Consider the following 21039-nt stretch of genomic DNA (forward strand, 5'->3'; position numbering starts at 1 on the left):
CGCGGGCCCCGCCCCGGCCCCGCCCGCGGCGGGGCGGGGCGGGGGACGACGACAACACCGAGTTCCTGGACAGTTCGGAACCGGTGCCCGGCGACGACGCTTACCGGGCAGACCCCACCGACGCCGAGTGGCTCGCCGCTCCCACCGATGAGTGGTCCGATCTCGCCCCGGCGGAAGTGGGCCGGCGATTGCGCGACGAGATGCGCGAGCTCACCGGCAATCCGGATTTCGAGGTGTTCGGTTTCGATCTGCCCGACCTGAATCCCGCTGTGGTGCAGGAATTCGCCCGGTCGATCATCGAGATGCAGCGGCGATACCCCCAGGTCGATCTGCGCAGTGCCGGTATCGGCGAAATCGGTACCGCGATCGCGTCGGCCAGGCCCGTCAGCGACGAGGTGACCGGAGCCGTACGGGCCGAGTCGATCACCTTGAACCTCCCGTTCGCACGCAGCGCGGACCGTCTGCTGGAGGTGGTGCATATATGCGCCGAAATCGGCAGATACAACCCGAGCGTGCTCATCCGGCCGGTTTTCGCCATGGTCGCGCACGAGTTCGGTCATGCGGTCGATTACGCGGGTGGCCGCGACGCCCGGTGGGCCGTGGAATACGCGCTGGTTCGGCACTACGCATCCGAGGTGGGTGGGTCCATCGCGGACCTCCCGCATTGGCTGCGCAGCGAACTGGTCGCGTACAGCTTTCACGCGGACGGGACCCTTTTCGAGGGCGAGGCGATTGCCGAGGTCTTCGCCGAGGCCGAGCTGGCCCGGCTGCTACCGGAAGCGGAGCGACCGGCGCTCTCTCCGGTGCGGCAGTTGATCTACGACCTGTTGCTCTCGTATCTTCCCGAAACACCGACTGCGGCAACAGCGGCCGATCCGGAACCGCGGCCCGGCCGCGACTCGGATCGTGCGTCCGGTACTCCCACCGTGGCCGGCCGTGACGCTCCGGCGGAAGGGCATGAGCCTCGCGATCCGGATACCCCGGACCGTATCGAGGGCGGGGATACCGATCCGCCGGCCCGTGATAACGATCCGGTTCCGGACGGACCGGTCGATTCGGTTCGTGTCCCGGTCGCCGACGAATGGTCGGAGCTGTCTCTCGCCGAAATCGGCGACAAACTCCGCGACCATGTGCGGTCGGTGACCGGCAACGCCGAGTTCGAGGTGCACGGTTTCGATTGGGCTCCACCCGCCGATGCCGCGCCCCGCCGGCCGATGGAGGGCTATCCGTCCCACTCGGCGGACGCGGTGGATTTGCCGCAAGTACGCGAATTCGCCCGGTCGGTAGCCGATTTGGCTTCCCGGAACCCGCTGGTGCAGTTGCGCGGTGTGGAGATCGCCCCGGGATACCGGCACGACCGCGCCACGGTCCGAGTGGTGGATGGGGTGCTCCGGATGGACTCGGGCCGCGGGCCCGAGGACCGGACAGACCTGAACGCCACCTATCGGCAGACCGCGCGGGCATTCGGCGCGCTGCTCAATCGCACGACCGGGGGACTGGCCGAAGGCTTGATCGGGGAGGCGCTCGCCCAGCACTATTCGTACAACCGGCTGGGCGATCAGCACCGGCTCGCGTTCCTCGATTGGCTGGCCGATACGTTCGATATCTTCCGGACGGACAGCGTCGGGAGCTACCGGGCGGGCTGGAAGCCGGAAACACTACTGGTCGATGCCTTCGCCGAGGTGACGGTGCGCGGCCGGGAGCAGGCCGGGGCACATTTCGTCCTGCTGCACGATCTGCTGCTCGCCCAGGACGGTATCGAGGCGCGTGCCCCGGGCTTCGACCCGGACACCGGATTGCACCGGGTGGTCATGGCGGAGCACCCCGAATGGGTGCTGGGCGCCCCGCACAATGACGAGTGGTCTGACCTCACCCCGGTGCAGGTGGGCGAAAAACTGCAGGCAGAACTGCGCGAACTGGGCAACCCCGAGCTGACGGTTTTCGGCTTCGATAGCGTTGGGCTGCATCCGGTGGTCGTGCGCGAGATCGCGCGCGGCTTGACGGATTCGGCCCGGAAGTACCCGATGGCCGACGTCCACAGTGTGGGATTCGGGTTCGGCTACCACCTGGCGCTCACCCTGCCCGAGACCGGAACCGGGGCACGGCGTCCCGCAACCATCACGTTCGACGCCGACGCGGCGCGGGATATCGGCAAGTACGCCATGCCGCGGATATCCGCCGAGTACTACTACGCCCCGAAGTCGGGCGCGCACACCCGGCCGGCGTATACGAACGCTGTCCAGCAGTGGGCGCGGGCCCTGGACATCACGGGCCGGGAGTCGGCGCAGAAACTGGTCGACAATGCGCTGCGCGTGCACTACTTCGGGCAGAAACTCGGCGACGCGAGCGACGAAGGCTACGTCACCTGGTTGAAGAGCGTGTTCAGCGGGCACGTATTCGAGACCACGTCCGGCGAAATGGACCGCGGCTGGGCGCTGGAGGAGGCGTTCGACCAGGTTGTGACCCACGGCCGGGACGGCGCGGGCGCCCATATGGTGCGGCTGCACGACCTGCTGGTCCGGGCCGCGGACCGGAACTCGCCCGGCGCGGTGCTCGGGCGGATGTGGGATCAGATCCGATTTGCCAGGGTCGGGCTGGAAACCGCCGCATACGAGGCCATGTGGAGGGTTTTCGACCGCCCCGAACCTGTTGCCCCGCAACTGGAGCAGCGACCGCACGTGGGGCCGCCGCAGGACCCGGACTACGGCACCCCGCCGGAAATCACCCCGGTTCCGTCCGGCGACACCGCGCCGCGCGATATCCCCGACTACGGCACGCCGCCGGAGCAGGCGCCGGTTCCGGGTGATGTGCACGACGATCCCGCCGGCGATCCACAGCGACTCGGCCGTGACGAGGCCGACGCCCACCGGGGCAGCGAGCAACCCGGGCGCGGCGAGGACACCACCGCGCCGAAGGGTCCCCAGCCGCTGCCGGACGGTCCGCCCACCGGGCTGCCACCACGCACGGACACCGACCTCGAGCTCATTCGTGACGGTGCGCACTGGTGGACCACTTCGTCGACGGGGCCGGAGCCTGCCGAGGTCGGCGAACTCATGGCCGGCACCGCCGCGGGCCGGCACGCGCTGACCGTACTCGGCGCCGCCGCTGCGCCGATCCGGTTCGACCCGGCCCCGGAGGCCGCCGAGCGCGGTGACGTTTTCGACGGCGAAGCCATGGAAATCGTCATCGCGACCGCCGGCCGCGACCAGATCGGCCAGGCGGCGGCCGTGATCCGCGCGGCGGCGCTGGCCGAGGCGGCGATGAACGGACCGCTCGAAGTACTGCCCGGCCGGATCCGCGCAATGGATCGCGCGGAATACGTATCGGCGCGGGTGGCGGCCGAAGCCCAAGCCTTTGCCGCGCAGGCGGAATTCCATCGCGAACTGGCGGCGGCCGGTTACGACGTCGCCGACCGGCCCGCCGCCGATCCGATCGACAGCCTGCGGCGCCGCGAAACCGAAGAGGCGTACCACCGGGAAGCGGATCGTGCGCGGGCGGCGGCCGGCGAGGAACCCGGCGCCGAATCGCGTCGCGCGGGTATCCGTGCGCTGCTGAGCAACCCGCTGTTCGACAACCCGGATCGACCGGAACTCGGAATCAGCGGCCGGCAGGAAGCCGGCGCGGAGTGGGACGCGCTCCAGGAAAAGTCATTGCCCGATGGCCTGCGGGAGTACGTGCCGACGTCACCGGAAGCGGGCCGGGAGATCGCGCGATCGATCCGGGCGGAAGCGGCGGCGGCCCGTCGCGCGGAACGACTGGCGTCGGAATGGGATGCGATCGCCGGCCGTCTCGAGGCGGCACTCGGACCGGTCGGAGACGAGCAGCGCAGCAGCCGTACCGAGTACGCCCGCGAACTCGGTACGCGTGGCCGGACCACCGAGAACCCCGTGGTCGCGCACGACCTGCGGGTACTGGGCGACCTGACGGACCGGCTCACCCGCATCGCCGCGCAACGTGCCTGGTTGCGCAACCATCTCCTCGAAATGGCGCAGGACGATATCGAGGGTGCGCACGGCGGCGAACCGGGAGTGCGGGTCCAGTGGCATCATTCGGGGACGATGCAGCTGGTCGGCGATACCGCCGCAGCGGCAGCGGCAGCGGCCGCGGCCACCCGCGAGGTCGGTGCGCGCTACGCGTCGGCCTACGGAACCGGGATCGACCACGGCGTGACGGAAGCCACCGATCAGGCCCGATCCCTGGCACTGGACTACCTGCGCGAGACCGGGGACCGGATCGGCGTCCGGTCGCTCGGTAGCTGGGCGGAGAATACGCTGCACCGCAGCGGGGTTCGGGTGGAGTTGAGTGGCGATCCGGCGTTCGCCCGCACCACGCCCGGCGGCGAACCCACCGCCACCGGTGCCGTCGCGGGCTTCGACCCGCTTACCCGGACGGTACGCCTGTTCGCGGGGGATACGGTCGAGCAGCATGCGCGTGCGCTGATCTTCGCGGCGCGGATGTCCGAGCAGCTGTCCGCGGTGGACCCGGCGTGGGAACGGATGGCGCTGTCCAGAGACGAATACGCCGATGTGATGCTGGACCGCCTCGCCGACGCGTACGCGCTGTCGCTGCGCGGGCTGGTCGATGCCGATCCGCGCAACGCCGAACCCGCAGCCGGCGCGGATCCGCTCGCGCGAACCTATGTGGACACCTACGCAGATGCCTACCGGACCGCGGCCGAGGCGTACGGTAACCGCCGGACCCTCGGCGGTTCCGACGAGCTGCTGCATGCGGCCGCGCACCGTGCCGCCACGCACGCCGTCCGGACCGCTCTGTCCGGGCGAGCGCTGATCGACGGCCGCGCCCCCGGTGATCATTTCGCCGCCACCTGGGACCGCGCCCACGACGTGCTGGATACCGCCGCGCCCCCGCAGACCCGCGGCCCACTCGCCGATACACCGCGTGGCCGCGAATTGCTGGCACGCAACCTGGCCGACGAGATCGAGACGTTGCGGTCGGTCCGCGACCTCGGCCGGTTCGTTCCGGCCGGCCCCGTCGAACGCACCTATACCGACTCCTATGACAAGGCGCTGGCCAAGGCACAGAAGGCACCCGGAAGCACCGATTCACCCGAGCGGACCGCCTACGAGGCCGGGCGCGCGGCCCTGCGGCGATTCCTGGATACGACCGGCTCGGCGGACGCCGAAATCATCATGGATGTCGTGCGCGCGGCCATCGCCGATGATCACGCCGCCTGGGGCAGGCCCACCCGGGAATCGGTGGGTTCGGACAACGACGACATCGCGCGGCCGGACCCCGGCCGGGCGTGGCAGGCGTTCTCCCGGCGCAAGTTCCGTCTGCAGGCGGAGTACAACTGGCCGGCGCGAGAACTGACCCACAATGTCGCTCGTTTGCTCGGTCCGCGCGGGACGAGGCCCGTCCTGGCGATCGTGGCGGAGGCCGGAGATCACGTCGCCGCGGTGCGTGAGCTGGGTCTGGTCCATCCGAAATACGCGGACGTGCTGTGGGACGGCTCGCACGATCTCCGCTACTTCCTGGTCGGATCGGACGCCGACGGTGCGCCGACCTCGACGGAAATCGACGCCCACACGGCGGAGGGACCGTTCCGGTTACCGAGCAAGGATCAGGCGTTGCAGGTCATGCTCGCCGAATACCTACGGTTCCGCCGGCAAGGGAGCACCGATCTCGGGTTCGGCGACTGGCTGGAACAGCTCGGTCCGGAGGCGTTCCACAGCAGGCGCGATCAACGCAGTTCGCGAGGCGCCGACCGGGCCGGTAGTTTGCGGCCGGACTTCCTGCAGGCCGGTCACCACCGTGCGCTGGCCGAGGGGCTGGGTCACGATGCCGCTCATCCGGCCGCTGTGGCGCACCGGTTGCACACCCGGCAGGTTGCGTTGGTCGACGACGGCCGCATGCCCGGTCACTATCAGTCGTACGACATCACGGTCGGCGCCGACCGGATCCAGGTGGCGCTGGAGCCCGACGGCGCCGGTAAGTGGCGGGTGCCGGCCGACAGCGTGTACGCCCAGCCGCTCGCGCGGTATTTCGCGGGTATGACCGAGCCGACTCCGGAACGGCTCCTCCGGCGGATCGCCGGGGTCCTGAACGACCCGGCCGCCGAGTTGACCGCACAGGGCAAACCACGTGGCCGAATCGCCCAGGCCATGGACCGGCGACCATCCGGAACACGCCGGGAACCGGACGCACCGGAACCCGGTGCGCGCCACCGGGATCCCGTACAGAGTGCCTCGGGCGACGCGGCGGGCGACCTCGCCGCCGGGCCGGACCACACACCCGATTCGGGCACTGACGATATCGCTCTGCTCGGTGCCCCGGTCCGGGACGAATGGTCCGACCTGACACCTGTGCAGGTGGGCGAACGGCTGCGCGACCTGATGCGCGTGGCGACCGATAATCCGGATTTCGACACCTTCGGCTTCGACCTGCCCGGCCTGAACCCGGAGGTGGTGCGCGAATACGCCCGCGCCATCACCGATATGCAGCGGCGATTCCCGCAGACCGATATCCGGTCGATCGGGATCGGCAACATTCGTGAGGGAATCCTCGCCGACGCGGGCCCGGTACTCGACCGTGCGACCGACACGTTCTACACCGGGGACATCACCCTCAACTACCGGCACGCCACCAGCGCCGAGAACTTCCTGGGCCTGGTCCGCACCGCCGTGGACAACGGACGCTTCTCCCCCACGGCCCTGCGCCGGGCGGTCTATGCCGTCACGGTGCACGAATACGGTCATGCGCTGGACTACGCCGGCGGCGGCCTCGCGCGAGCGGTGGCCGAAGCCCACCTGCTCGATCGAGCGCTGGCCGATCCGGACGCCGATTACGGCGAGTGGCTGAAACAGCTGAGCGGGTACAGCCGAACCGACGACGGCGACCTGTGGTCGGCGGAAGCACTGGCCGAAGCCTTCATGGAATACGTGATGCTGGGTGCGGCGGCACCCAGGCCGGTGCACGAACTGTTCCGCATGCTGATGGGGGTCGCCGAACACGGGCGATCCTGGACCGGCTTCGGCGAGGAGTTGACCCGCAAGCTGAACCCGGACACCGACGGAGCGGACCCGGGCCGCGACGCGATGGACTCGGGCCGTGAGCCGCCCGGACGCAGTGCGGACGGCTCCGATCCCCGGCGGCCGGAGACCGAAGGCGCCGGTGGCGGGAAGAAGCCACCCACCGGGCCACCGCATTCGTCCGCGTCGCCGGAAGATCCGGGGGAACAACGGGTTCCGGCGGAGGGCGACGACCCCGCCGCGCAGGACGGCCCGATCGACCCCGATGCGATCATCCCCCCGCTGGTGCTCGACCTCGGCGGCGAGCGCATCACTTTCGATCTCGTCCCCGACGGTCCGGACAGCTGGCGGCTGGTCCCGCAGGGCGAACTCCCCTCGGCCACACCCGAACGGCTGGCCGCGCTGCGCCGCGAGATCGAGGCGATCCGGCGGATGTGGCCGATCCGTGAGTCCCAGGTCAAGTACCCGTCCGGCTCCGGATGGGACAGTCGCGGCCAGGCGGCCATCGCGGACGGGGTCGCCGGAATTCCGGATGTGGTGAATCCGGCACCGCCGCCCGCACCGCCCACTCCGCCGCCCAACCCGGACCAGCCGGTGATGGGGCCGGCGCCGGAGAGCGGTCCCCCCGATCCCACCTTGCTGCGGATCGCGCAGCAGACACCTGTGTGGATCCAGAACCGCGAGCACATTCCGCTCTTCGGCCGTTTGTCCGCGCGGATGCGCGATGCGGCCGGCGAATTCGTGCCGATGTATCCGGGCGACGGCGCGGAATACCAGCCGTGGCTCACCGACGGCACCCTGGACGCGGCGCGCGATCAGCTACTCGCCGACCTCGATACGCGCCGGATCACCCCCGAGCAGGCGCTGCGCGACCTGCTGACGGTGGCGGGCCGCCCCGACGCCGAACCCGGCCGGCAGCAACGAATTCTGGACGAGCTGCGCGACCGCGGGCTGATCTCCGACGACGAAGCCGACGCGCTGTCCGATGCGCTGAGCGAGGAACGTGATGCGCGCGGGTCGGAGCTGCCGGTGGGCCCGCCACCGGAGGGGGAGAGCCTGACCGACGCCGCGCGGCGGCTGCTGGATATCGAATTGCCCGACGAGAGCCCGGAAACACTGGCGCGGGTCATCGACGAGCAGCAATACCGGGTGGCCCGGGCCACCGGCGCGATCGAGGGACTGGCCGCCGCCGTCCGGCGCTACCTCATCGAACAGACCCTGCCCTACAGCATGCAGGACCCTGCCCCGGGTACGGACAGCGAACAGGGCGGGCTGCCGCGTTCGCAACCGCCGGGCGAACTGGACGGGCCGCCGAGGCGTTCCACCGACGATCCCGACGATTACTACGACGACGATTTCTTCGACGACGAGGAAGAAGGTGCGTCGGCTCCGCACCGGCCGCGGCGCTTCGCGGCGCCGGATCCGGCGGGTCGCGCGATCCCGTTCCTCGACGCCGTCAGCTTCATCGACCAGAACCCGATGGGCCGGTTCCTCATCGAAATCCTGGCGGCCTTCGGCCACGAGCCGGGACTGCTCGGCATCATGCCCGTGGAGAACGGTGCCGACGAGCTACCGATGTGGGGTGACGGCTACGAGCTGGGCCGCGATCAGGGATTGCGCCGGTTCTTCGAGAACGCTCTGCGCCGCGATCAGATTCGCGACGAGCTGGCGAGCTGGGCCGCCATGCGCGACCTCTCCCTCGAAGATCTGCTCGCCGACCCGCAGGCCGTGGTGGACCGGTTGCGCGCCGAGAATGTGGCCCGCTCGCAACGGGTCGCGGATTTCGTCGACGCGGCACGCCGCACGCTGCCCGAACCCGATCTCAGCGACCCGGTAGGCGATTTGCTGGGCCGGCAGATCCTGCGTTTCCCCGGCGGAGCGGCACAGCCGGACCGCTTGGTCGTGGTGGACGGGCCGCGGGACCGCAACCAGGTACTCGCCGACGCACTCGCCGCCGACCCGAGCCTGCAACGGCAACTCGACAGCGGGGAACTGGTCCTGGACTACCGGACGGCCCGGCGCGATTGGACCGGTGAAACGGTACTCGACCCGGCGCCGATCCCCCAGCTGCGCTACCTGCGGGAAACCATCCTGGGCCGCGAGCTCGAGGTCCTGCTGGCCCGCGACGACGACGGTACGTGGCGGCAGCTCACCGGTTCCCCGGAGGCATATCGCGCCGCGCTCGGTGATCCGCCGCCGCGCCCGGCCCGGCAGGTCGCCGCCGATATCGCGCAGGTGTTGCGGGATCTCGGCCTCACCCCGGACGATGTGGATTTCGAGAACCTGCCCGGGACTGCGGCCGATCTGCTGCTGGACAACGCGGTCCGTGCGGTGCAGTTGGAGGCGCTGGCCGATTTCATCCGGTCCGCCACCGATATCGAACTGTTCAACGAACTCACCGACGCCCGCAGCCACCTGGCAGAACGCCTCGGACTGAACCTGATTCCGGACCCGGACGCACCGGAGCAAACGCTCACACCGAAGGCAGTGGCCGACCGGTTGAGCGCCGGACCGCGCCGGGCACTGCGGCTGCAGCAGTTCGGTGATCTGGCCGACTATGCGAAACGCCTGCGGGAGATCGACGCGGCGGCCGTCGAGGCGGCGCGCGATCGCCTGGCCGAACGGCTGGTATCCGAGGACCTCGCACGGAAGATGTCCAGTGCGAAGGCCGCCGAGCGGACGGGTGTCGACCGCCGGATCGCCGCCCTGCTGCCACCCGGGTATGTCGACGGGCCGAACGGCCGGCGGCTGTTCGCCCTGGACACCGGCGGACTCGACGCGCGGAAGCTCTACCAGGTGATCCGCCGCCTGGAACGCGCCGGGCAGGACGATCTGGTGCGCGAGGCGCTCGGCGAGTACGTGCACGCCCTGTTCGATATCGACCCGTTCACCGACGTTCCCCGTGGTGACCGTGCCGCCGACCCGCGTATCGCCGACGGGCGCTTCCCGATGCACGACCGCGACGCCATGGGTGGATTGCGCGGGCTCATCGCGGACGCGGTGCGCGCCCTCGGCGCCGAGGATTTCGCCCGCGCGGTCGCCGACGCCGCCACCCGGCCGGACAGTCACCGGATCCCCGACAACGATCCGGATGAGCGGCCGGCCGCGAACCGCGACTGGGCGCGGCTGGTCGGCGTCGACCTGACCGGCGCCGACGACAAAACCTTCGTGAAGATCTACGAGGCCTACCGCGACGGCCGGATCGAGAACCACGAGGGGCTCAGCCCGACAGAACTCGCCGCCGAACTCGATCGGTTGCGCCGCGAGGTCCGGGACCGCGCCGATTCGATCAAGGCACTGCTCCGGCTGTTCGACGAATACGCCCGCAGCACGCGATCCGGCCTCCCCGCCGCCGAGCCGGGGCAACTCGCGGACGAGGCCGGGACACCACCCGGACCCGAAGGCCCGCCGCCGGTCGATCCCGGCGGCCCGCCGCCCGGCCGGACGAGCAACGAGGCTCCCCGGCCGGGCCCCGGCGAGCCCCCGCGTCCGCCGGACCCGGAATCGCGGGAGACGCCACCCGGCCCCGAATCGCGTGAGACCCCGCTCCCGCCCGAGGGCGAACGTGATGAGGTGCCGCCGCAGCCCGGTGCGGAGAACAGTGTGCCGCCCGGGTCCGCGGGCGGTGGCGGCAACGGCCGGCCACCGGCGGCTCCGCCTGCCGCGGGCGACCCGGACGACGAGGCCGGTCCCGAGCGCGGTGCGCGGTCCGAGCAGGAGTCGCTGCCCGAAACGCATGCGGAACTGATGGACTGGGTCGAACTGCGCCGTGCGGAAATCGCCGTCGACGCGGCCGCCGACGAAGCCGCCTGGCTCCGGCGGGAGGCAGCCCGATACCCGGACGACCACCTGCTGCAGTTCCGTGCCGAACAGGCGGAACGGCAGCTCGGCTACGCCCGGGAGCGACTCGACCGGATCCGCCTCGACCAGGTGGACCGCGCGGCTTGGCGCGCTCGGATGGAGGCCGGCAGCGCACGTTTCCTGGCCGATGTCGACCCCGGGAACTGGCTGGCCGAACAGCGCGCCGTCCTCGCCGACTGGGTCGCGCGGATGGCCGAGGACCGCGCTGACTGGTGGCACCGGATGCTGGACGGGCCGGACGACACTCCGCCGGGCCCCGGCGACAGCGGCCCGGACGCCGACTCCGGACCGCAGCCGTCCGGGTCGAAACCGGACGCCGGAACCGACCCCGAAGCGCAGCCGCTGCCGCAGCCGGAAGGTGGAAAACCCGAAACCTCCTACGGGGAGCACAAGCCCGGCGGCAGCAAACCGGAAGTCGATCGTGGAGAGCCCCGGCCCGAGGGTGACAACCCGGAGGTGGAGGGGGAGAGGCCGGAGTCCGAGGGCGCCCGGCCGGAAGCCGATGGCGAGGAGCCGAAGTCCGAGAGCGGCAAGCCGGACGTTGATGGCGCGGAGCCGGAGTCCGCGGGCGCCGAGCGGGAGGTCGAGGGCGAGGGGCCGAAGCCCGAGGGTGACAACCCGGAGGTCGAGGGGGCGACGCCGACGACCGGCGGCGACAGGCCGGAGGCCGGCGGGGACGAATCCCGTGGCCCGGAATCCGGTCGGGAAGGCCGGCGGGCCGGTAATCAGGACCCGGCCGAACTGCTCGGTGACGCATTGGTCGACGCGATCCTGCGGCGTGACGCGCTGGCGGCCCGGATCGGGGACCTCGCGTCGGCACTGCACACCACGGTGGACCCGGGCGCCTTCGAACCGGACCGGATCGAAACCACCGTGCGCGATCTGCGCGGCCGGGATCTCGATGCCGAGGATGCGCGCGCGGTCGACGAGATCACCGAACTCATGCCTCGGCTCATCCGCGCCCACGAGGAAGTGCGCAGGCTGTCCAGCCGGATCGAGTACGACCGGCTGCTGCGGGAGCGGCAGGGTGTCACCCGGGAGCGGGAGTTCCTGCGCGCCAAGATCACCGACCGCGCCCGTAATGTCGGCTTGGAAAACCCGGAGGCCTGGGCGAATCTCGGAGCGGACGGTCGTGAGCGGGTCATTCTGCGTCTCGACGAGGAGTCCCGGTACGACACGGTGGATATCACCGGCGGTATCGAGGAGAGCCCGCGGCGCGACCGTTCCCCGGTCAGCGAACGGGAACGCCAGGAACGCCGGGACAAGATCCGCAAACTGATCACCCAGACCGCCGAATTCGACCGGCTCGGCGAGCGACTACGGGAACTGGACGGCCGGATCGGCCGGATGGAGCGAGAACAGGACCACCTGGATCGCCCCCATCCCGAAGACGTCGCGGCCGAACTGGAGCGGCTGGCCCGTGAGCGCGCCGCCGAATTGCAGCGGATCAAACCGCGCCGCGTGATGCGCGACGATCTGGCGCGGCGCCTCGGTCTGGTGGACGAAAACGGCGACCTGGTAGCGGATTTCCTCGCACCTGACGAACTGGATTCCGCGCTGCGGGCGTTGCGCGACGGTGCGTACCGGGAGTTCCAGGACGGCCGGCTGCGGCCCTCGCAGTATCAGGAGCGGCTGCTGCGGATCGACGCGCTGGCGGAGTCGGCCGCCGATGTGAACGCCGCGCACCACCGGATCGGCCGGTTGCAGGACGATATGGCCCGGGTGGCCGGTGTCTGGCGCGGACTGGTGGAGGCCGAGGGCGGCCGGATGGTCACCGACCGGGTCGGCATCGTGGACGGCGACGAACCGCGGATCATCGTATTCGGCCCGCGTCCCGATCCGGCGAACCCGCGTGCCGATCACGATGCCGCACTCGACGACGCGGTGCGCAACAACTCCGCTGTCGCGCAGGCGATCGTGCGCCCGGAGACCACGGTGCAGTACCGGCGGGTGCTGGTCGACCGGGAGGACAACTGGCGGGTCGACGACACCATGGACCCACCGGAAGTCGAGCGGATCAGCACCGGCTGGGTCGGCGGGAACCGCCTGGATATGACCAGGTGGCGCGATAGCGAGGGCACCTGGCATCCGGTCGACCCGACGCGACCGGACTGGGTGACCAACCGCGACGATTCCGAACTGCCGAAGAAGTACAGCCAGAAGGATCTTCCCGACGGCGTCAGCGGCTGGGCCAGCGAGGATGTCATCAACGACATCACGCTGCCCACCGACGATGTGCCCGCGGGCAAGATCCCGGAGAGTACGCTGCCGGTGAACGCACCGATGGCGCCGAAACAGTACGACACCTCCGGTGTCGATCCCAAGGACGTCTTCGGTCAGCATTGGGGCGCCGACGCCTACAACGTCATGCGTCTGCTGTTGATGGCCGCGCTGGTGCCGAAACACCCGGCGGTCAAGGCGTGGATCCAGCGCCACCCGGAAATCGGCCGGTGGGTGCAGGCCCGGCCGTGGTTGCAGAAGCTGCCGCCGTTCGGCACGGTGTTCCGCGGTTACGAATGGTTCGCGCCGCCGGAAACCAATGTGCAGCCCATGCACCGCCGGTGGGACCGGGGCGAGCATCTGCCCCCGGCCGCCCTGGGTGATATCCCCGAAGGACTGCGCCGCGAATGGGAGCGCGAGGCCGCACTGTGGAGCGAAGTCCAGCAGTGGGCCGACGAACAGTACGAGCTCTTCCTGAACGACGACGCCGATCTCGACCGTGTCGCCGCCGGTATCGACGAGTACCGGAAGAACCAACAGCGGGAAGCGGCCCGCGAATTCGTCGATCTGGTCCGCCGGCGGCTGGTCGAGGAACTGGGCGGTATCGATCCGCTGGGTGATGTACCGGCCCAGCTCGCCCGGATCGAGGCCGCGATCGACCGGGTGGCCGAGGAGGCCGGGGACCGGTTCGTCGCCGACGATCCGGAGCGGGTCCGCAATACGGTCGAACAGGTGCGGGAACTGCTGCTCGGTGTGGTGGATCCGGCCGATATCGTGCCCGGCGCCGACCCTGACGAGATCGTGCGCGCCACCGATCCCGACGAGATCGCCCAACAGCTCGTCGGCCGGATGCGTGACGACGTACCGCGTTTCACTCCTGAGGAACTCGAGCAGATCAGAAACCACCTGATGGGCGACGAACATTGGGTGCGCGACGCGGACGATCCCGAAGGCCAGCTGACGAAGCGGCCCATGGACCGCCTGGCCGATATCGCCGAAGCCTGGCACCGGCTACGCGACGGCAATCCGCTACCCGCGGATTTCGTGTTGCTGCAGGACGCCTTGGCGGAGGCGCAGTATCTGGCCGACCACCCCGGCGCCACCTGGCAGGCGGCCAACACCTACGCCATCGGCCAAGGTCACCACTGGGACGCGCAGCGCCCACCGCTCACCGATTGGCGCGCCGGTCGGCACTACGCCCTCCCTCCGGTCCAGCCGAACCCCGCCTACCAGCCCCCCGCCGCCCGTGCCGGCGACGCCCCGCCAACCCCGGAACAGCCGGCCCTCGCCGCCCGCGACGGTGACACGCTGGAATTGCCGGTTGAGGATGTGGCGGCCCGCGACGGTGACACGCTGGAATTGCCGGGTGAGGATGTGGCGGCCCGCGACGGTGACGCGCACGAGCCGACTCCCGAGCAGCGCAACGCGGATCCCGATGATCCGGACAACCCCGAGGATCCCGACGGCCCCGATCCGAGCGACCCGGGCACGTCACCTACCGGCGGACCGGGCAGCACGCCACCGTCCCGGCCGCCGCTGCCGGCCCGCGGCAGTGACGACCCGGCCCACAACAACGGTGCGCAATCACCGGTGCGTTCCGGTAGCCCCGATAGCCCGGCCCGCCCGAGCGGGCCGAGCGACCCCGGCACACCGAACGAGCGTGCAGGGACCAACGATCTGGGCGGCACTGCCGGACCGCCTCTCGGTGGTCCGAGTGATCCGGGTGGGCCGAATGATCCCGGCGGCCCGAATGGTCCGGGCGGCCCGAATGATCCCGGCGACCCGAATGATCCGGGCGGCCCCGGCGGCCCGTCGCCCGGCGGTCCGGGCACTCCGGCGATCCGCACCGGCGACCCGATGCGTGACCTTCTCGCCTTCCTGCGCGATCAGGCGGACTGGCCCGCCCAACGGGATACACAACCGCTGACCGGCGCCGCTGCCGAACACGCGCGCAGGCTGGCCGAACATCTCGACCTCGGCGAAGTGTTCGGGCATCTGCGCGACCCGCTCGCCGCGCTGGTCGAGCTCGCCGAAATCGCGCGGGTGCGGGGTTTCCTCGACGATCTCGGCGACGGGCCGCGGATGCGATACCCCGACGACTTCGCCGAGCTCACCGCCGAGGAGCGCTACGGCGACGAGCAGTACTGGCAGCACGAGGCCGACCCCGAACTCGCGGCCGAGGTCCGTGCGGACCTGCGTCGCCTCGGGCTGCCCGTCGAAGCACCGCAACTGCCGGCCGGGCAGCCGCCGTCCGCGCTCGAACCCGGCGGTACTCCCGCGCTCGGGAGAGCGGGCGCGCCTGAAGATGGTGGCCGGCGCGCCGGGGAACCTGCGCCGGGAACACCCCATGCCGAGCCGGTCGCCGCCACCCGCGACCAGCTGGCCCGGCGGTTCGGCCTCGACAACGCGGCGCTGGCCCCGGACAGCTCGGCCGCGACCCTCGCGGATCAGCGCTATCGAATCCTGTTGCGCGCGGCCGGGGTGGAAGCCTTGGCCGCCGCCCAGGTCCGTTTCGACGAAGCGACCGATCCGGTCGCCCGCGCCGACCGGCAGACCGCACGCGACACCTGGGCACGCCTGCTCGGCACTGATCCTGCGCTGCTCGACCGCGACCCCGCGGCCGTGCTGAACCGGGCCCGCGCCGAGATGCTGCGCACCGCCGACGATCTCGCGGCACTCACCGACGCTGTCCGAGCGGCCGGGCAGGAACCCGAACCCGGTGGCGAACCACCGGCCACCGGCGAGTCGCGCCGCTACAACATCGTGGTGGACGGGGAGCGGGTACCGGCTCGTCTGGTCGCCGACGAGCACGACGGCTGGCGCGTCGAAGAAGCCGAACGCACCGGTCCGCCGGCCCCTCCCGAGGAACCCGCGCCCCCGGCGCCCCGGAAATCGCTGTTGCGCCGGATCTGGGATCGCCTGTTCGGGGACGGTTACACCGCGGAGACCCCGAAGTACCCGTCCGGCTCCGGGCTGGACAGCGCCGGTCAGTCGCTGCTCGGCCATATGTTCGGGCTTCCGCTGACGAAGACCGAGGATCCGACACCGGGGCGGCCCGGCGACGAATACGAGGTCCTGCAGACCAAGTTCAATCCGGCGCGGATCCTCAAAGAGGGCATCACGCTGTGGAAGAAACGGGAGCTGTTGCCGTTCGTGCGGCGGTTCACCTCCCGGGTCGCCGATCGCAGCCTCGACGCCCCGCCCGTGCTGGACGAGAACAACAACGAGTTCCGTTACTGGCTCGACGAGGCCGATCCGGACCTGGTCCGCGAGGAGTTGGGGGTCGAACTCGAGGAGCTGAAGCGGCAGGTCGACCCGGCCCTCGCACCGGGCTCAGAGCACCGGCCCGGTGATCCGGTAGCCGGGATCGCCCCTGCCGAACCGGCCGGTGACGTGGTGCCGCGCAGCGTGGGGGAGATCGGCGAGTGGATCAACGAACTGGCCGAGACGGCAGCGCATCGCGACGCGCAGGCCGCCGCGCTTGCCGAGGCCGCCCGCGCGTTCGGAATCGACCTCGGTGCTCCGACCCCGGACAACGTTCGCCGGGCACACGACCTGATCCGCTATCAGCAGGCGCGCCGGATCGGCGCGCTCACCGGCCTCGCCGATGCCGCCCGCCGCTACAACGCCGAGCACGCCGATATCCCCTACGGCGACTACGAAACCTTCTTCGACGCGAACCCGCTGGCCCGTTTCCTGCGCGAAGTGGTCGACGCCTACCGGGAGCCGGTGCAGCCGCCGGCCTGGCTGCCCGAGGCGATCCGGCGCCGCTGGCCCGGCCCGGCCGACCTGCTCAACTGGCAGGGCGTGAACAACGGCGGTGAGCCGACCCGTGAGTGGGGCGACCTCTTCGACAGCGACCAACCCGGTCGTGACGACGGGAACCGGCTCTACTTGGAGCGGGCACTGCGCCGCGATCAGATCCGCGACGAACGCTCCGTCTGGGCGCAGGTCCTCGGCGATGTCGACCTCGACACGCTCGCCGCCGACCAGCTGGCCGACACCCTGGCCGAGCAGCTGGACCGCATCCAGCAGGCCGCACCGCGGGTGGAGGAATTCGGCCGCCGGGTCGAGGAATTCCTGCGCCGTGACGCCGAGGTCGACGAACTCACCGGATTGATCGGCGATATGGCCGCCCAGGAATGGGTGTTCACACACGACGGGGTCATGTTCGGCGACCCGGCCGGCCTCGGCCTGCTACCTCCCGGCAGGCCCGGCGGACCACTGCGGTTGGTCGTATTCGACGGCCACCTCGAACACGACCGGGTGCTGGCCGACGCGCTCGCCCGTCATCCCGACTTCGCCGACGCCGTCGACAACGGTGACGTCGAGGTGCACTACAAACTCACCCATGTGCGGCCGGGTGAACCGTTGCCCGAGGGCGGTTTCGGCCCCGAACGGATCATCGTGGCCGACGCGGGCACTCCGCGGGTCCGGCATCTCGCCGCCGTGGTCGAGGGGCGCCACCTCGATGTCACGCTCATCGACGACGGTGACGGCTGGCGGATCGTACCGGACGACCCCGTGGAGCCGGTAACCGTGCCCGTCCCCGGCGAGCTGACTCGCGCCGAAATAGCCGACGCCATGCGCGAACTCGCCGGCCGGCTCGGTTTCACGGCCGAGGATCTGGCCGATCCCCGCCGGCTCCGCACGGAACTGTCCGGGCTGCGCGACGAGAACGAGATCCGCGCCGCCCAGCTGGAGGCGATCATCGACCATGCGCGGACCGCCTGGGATATCGACACCTACTACGAGGTGGCGCAGGCCCGCGGCAACCTCGCGACCCGGATCGACCCGGCCGAGTCCGCGCCGGTGACCGCCCGGCGCGCGGCGGCGGTGATCGCCGACCCCGCGACTCCCGCCCCGCGGCGGATTCAGCAGATCGAGGGAATGCTCGCCTACGCCAAGGCGCTGATATCGCTGGACCAGGCGGCGGTCGAGCGGGCGACGATACGCCTGCAGCGTCGTCTCGACGCGCTGTCCGATGCGGTGGCGGTCACGAATCCCGGGCAGATCAGCGCCGGGATCCGGGACCTGGTGTACCGGGAGCCCAGCCGGGCCGATCTGGCCACGGCCCTCACCGAGTATCTGGCGGTCCTGAGCGAAGTCGATATCTTCGATCCCGCGGTGCACGGTGACCGGGCCGTCGACCCGCGGGTGGGACGCGCCGAAATTCCCGTACACCACCGGGCGGTGCGGCATCTGGTGGACCTGATCGAGGACCTCCGCCACCTCGCGGACGCCCCGCAACGTATGGGTCTGCTGGACGCGGAAACGGATCTGCTGCCCGCCACGGAACTCGGCGCGAACCCCGATTTCGCCCGCACGATCGGGGTCGATCTGCCACCGGCCGATCTGGCTCGCTGGGACGATGTCCTCGACCGGCACCGTCGCGGCGAAATCGGCGACGACGACCCCGAATTCGTCCGGGTCCGCAACGAGCTGAACCGCTGGAACGAGGTCTACGAGAAGTACCGCGACGGCCGCCTGGACAAGGACGAACGGCTGACTCCCGCCGAACTCGCCGAGGTGCAGGCAGAGTTGCGCGGTGAAGTGACCCAGCGTGCCCGGGAGATCGCCGCCCTGGCCGAACTCGCCCGGCGTGCCGCGCAACTGGACGAGGCAGAGCTGCTTGCCGCACGAGACCGCGCCGAACTCGCCGTGGAGCGGGCCCGGGCGGTCCTGCCGCCGCCCCATCCGGACCTGCCCGTGGACGAATCGGATCTGGCCTCGCATACCGCCCTGGACCAGCGGCTCGAGGAACTGCGCGGCCGGACGACGCGGGTCGACGAACAGCCGGCGTACCAGCGCCGTATCGACGAATACGAGGAAGCGGCCCGCCGGGTGATCGACGCCGAGGCCGAACGCGCCCGGCTCGACGCCGAACTCGAACGCCTCCGTGAACACCACCCCGAAACCCCGGCCCCGGCCCTCCCCGCCGTCCCCGGCCGGGACGGCGGCGAACCCGCACCGAGTCCGGACGGCCACCACCCAGCCCCCAGCACAGGCGACGAGGACCCCTCCCCGCGCACAGGTGACCGACCCGAGCCCGGCGAACTCGATCCTGTGGTGCGTGAGGGTAATCCTGTTGATCCCGGCGAATCCGACCCTGTGGTGCGTGAGGGTGATCGTGCCCGGCCCGGCGAATCCGATCCTGTGGTGCGTGAGGGTGATCCTGTTGATCCCGGCGAATCCGAGCCCGTGGGCAGCGACCGCGGCCGGCCGGCCGGCACCGACCCGGTAACCGGCGACCGCGACCGGCCGCAACCGGACGAGGGATCCGGTGCCGGTACGAACGAGACCGGCCGCCGGGCGAACGGAGGAGAACCCGCTACAAGACCGGCCCCCCGCACGAACCGCGTTGGTCCCGACGGCCCGAACACACCTGACGAGGAAGGCTCCGGTACCAACCGCCGTCCTCCGCTACCCCGCGGTTCCTCCCTGCGTTCCCATATCCCGAAACGACCACACGAATGGGAGCCGGACTTCCCGCCTCCGTTCGAAAACGAACGCAAACCGTGGCCGGTCCCCCTCCCTGAACTACCCGACCGCCCGGACCCGCCGGAGCCACCTGCGCCTCCGGAGCCGCCCGTGCCTCCGGTTCCGCCGGTGCCTCCGGTTCCGCCGGTTCCGCCTGTGCCACCTGTGCCGCCGGAGCCACCTGTGCCGCCGGAGCCACCTGTGCCTCCGGTTCCGCCGGAGCCACCTGTGCCTCCGGTTCCGCCTGTGCCACCTGTGCCTCCGGTTCCGCCGGAGCCTCCGGTTCCGCCTGTGCCGCCCGTGCCTCCGGTACCGCCGGAGCCGCCTGTGCCGCCGGTTCCGCCTGTGCCGCCGGTTCCGCCGGTGCCTCCGGTTCCGCCGGTGCCTCCGGTTCCGCCGGAGCCGCCTGTGCCGCCGGTTCCGCCGGTGCCTCCGGTTCCGCCTGTGCCGCCCGTGCCTCCGGTACCGCCGGAGCCGCCTGTGCCGCCGGTTCCGCCGGTTCCGCCTGCGCCGCCCGTGCCTCCAGTACCGCCTGCTCCGCCGGTGCCGCCGGAGCCACCCGCTCCGCCGGGACCTCCTGTGCCGCCTGTTCCGCCCTTACCGCCGGTCGTGCCCGGACCACCCGAGCCGCCGGTTGTTCCCCGTCCGCCGGATCTGCCGATGCCGCCGGTCGACCCTGGTCCGTCTCATCCGCCGGCGCGGCCGGAGTTCCCGTGGCAGCCGGCACCACCGCAGGCCCCGGGGTCACCGGCGTACCCGGCACCGCCGCAGGTCCCGGCGCCGCCGGTTCCGGGGGCTCCGGATCCGGAAGTGCCGCTGGGCCCGTACCCGGGCTCACCGCACTACGCATCTCCGGACCCGCCGTATCCGCCGGGCCATCCGGGCGGTGGTGGTCACACGCAGCCGGGAACGCCCGGTGGTGGCGCGCCCGCGGACCAGTACCCGCCGGGAATGCCGTATCCACCGGTGGTACCGCCGCTGCCCAACGGCGGGGCGCAGCAGTCCGACCCCCGGGCCCGGTACCGCGGAGCTCCACCGGCCGAAGGTCCCCCCGCGGGTGCCGGTGCGTTCGTTCCGCTGCTGGTCCGGCCGTTCGCCGGGTTCGGCGTGCCCTCCGAGTTCAACCCGTATACCGGCGCGCTGCAGGCCGCGCCGACGAACACCGGTCGGGTCAGCGGTTTGTACGGTGAGATCGGCGGCGTGCCCGTCGTCCTGTACCGGCAGCACGGCCGTCTCGGATTGCGGATCGGCACCCATACGATCGACCTCGAGCATTCCGTGGTCGCCGAGGTGGGCACCGTCGCCCACCGGACCACCCGTTTCGCCCTGTTCCAGGGCGGGTCCAAGCTCGGTGAACTGACGTATCGTTCGCTCCCGGAGGAACTGGATTTCGGCGCCTATCTGCGCGATGTGCTCGCCGATCCGCAGCGCCGCGCCCGGGTGTTCGCGGAGTGAGCGCGCCGTCGTGACCGAGACCGGAACAACATCG

The 21039-nt window shown here is 71.0% G+C and carries 1 protein-coding gene; it reads left to right on the forward strand.

The window, feature by feature from the left end; all coding sequences use genetic code 11:
- Positions 1 to 83: 83 nt before the first annotated feature.
- Positions 84 to 21005: a hypothetical protein gene (locus QH276_RS20000; RefSeq protein WP_280406854.1), complete on the forward strand. Its 20922-nt coding sequence runs from the start codon at positions 84 to 86 to the stop codon at positions 21003 to 21005.
- Positions 21006 to 21039 lie beyond the last annotated feature (34 nt).

This window comes from Nocardia carnea (assembly GCF_029869215.1).
In the GTDB taxonomy this organism is placed as follows: Bacteria; Actinomycetota; Actinomycetes; order Mycobacteriales; family Mycobacteriaceae; genus Nocardia; species Nocardia carnea_B.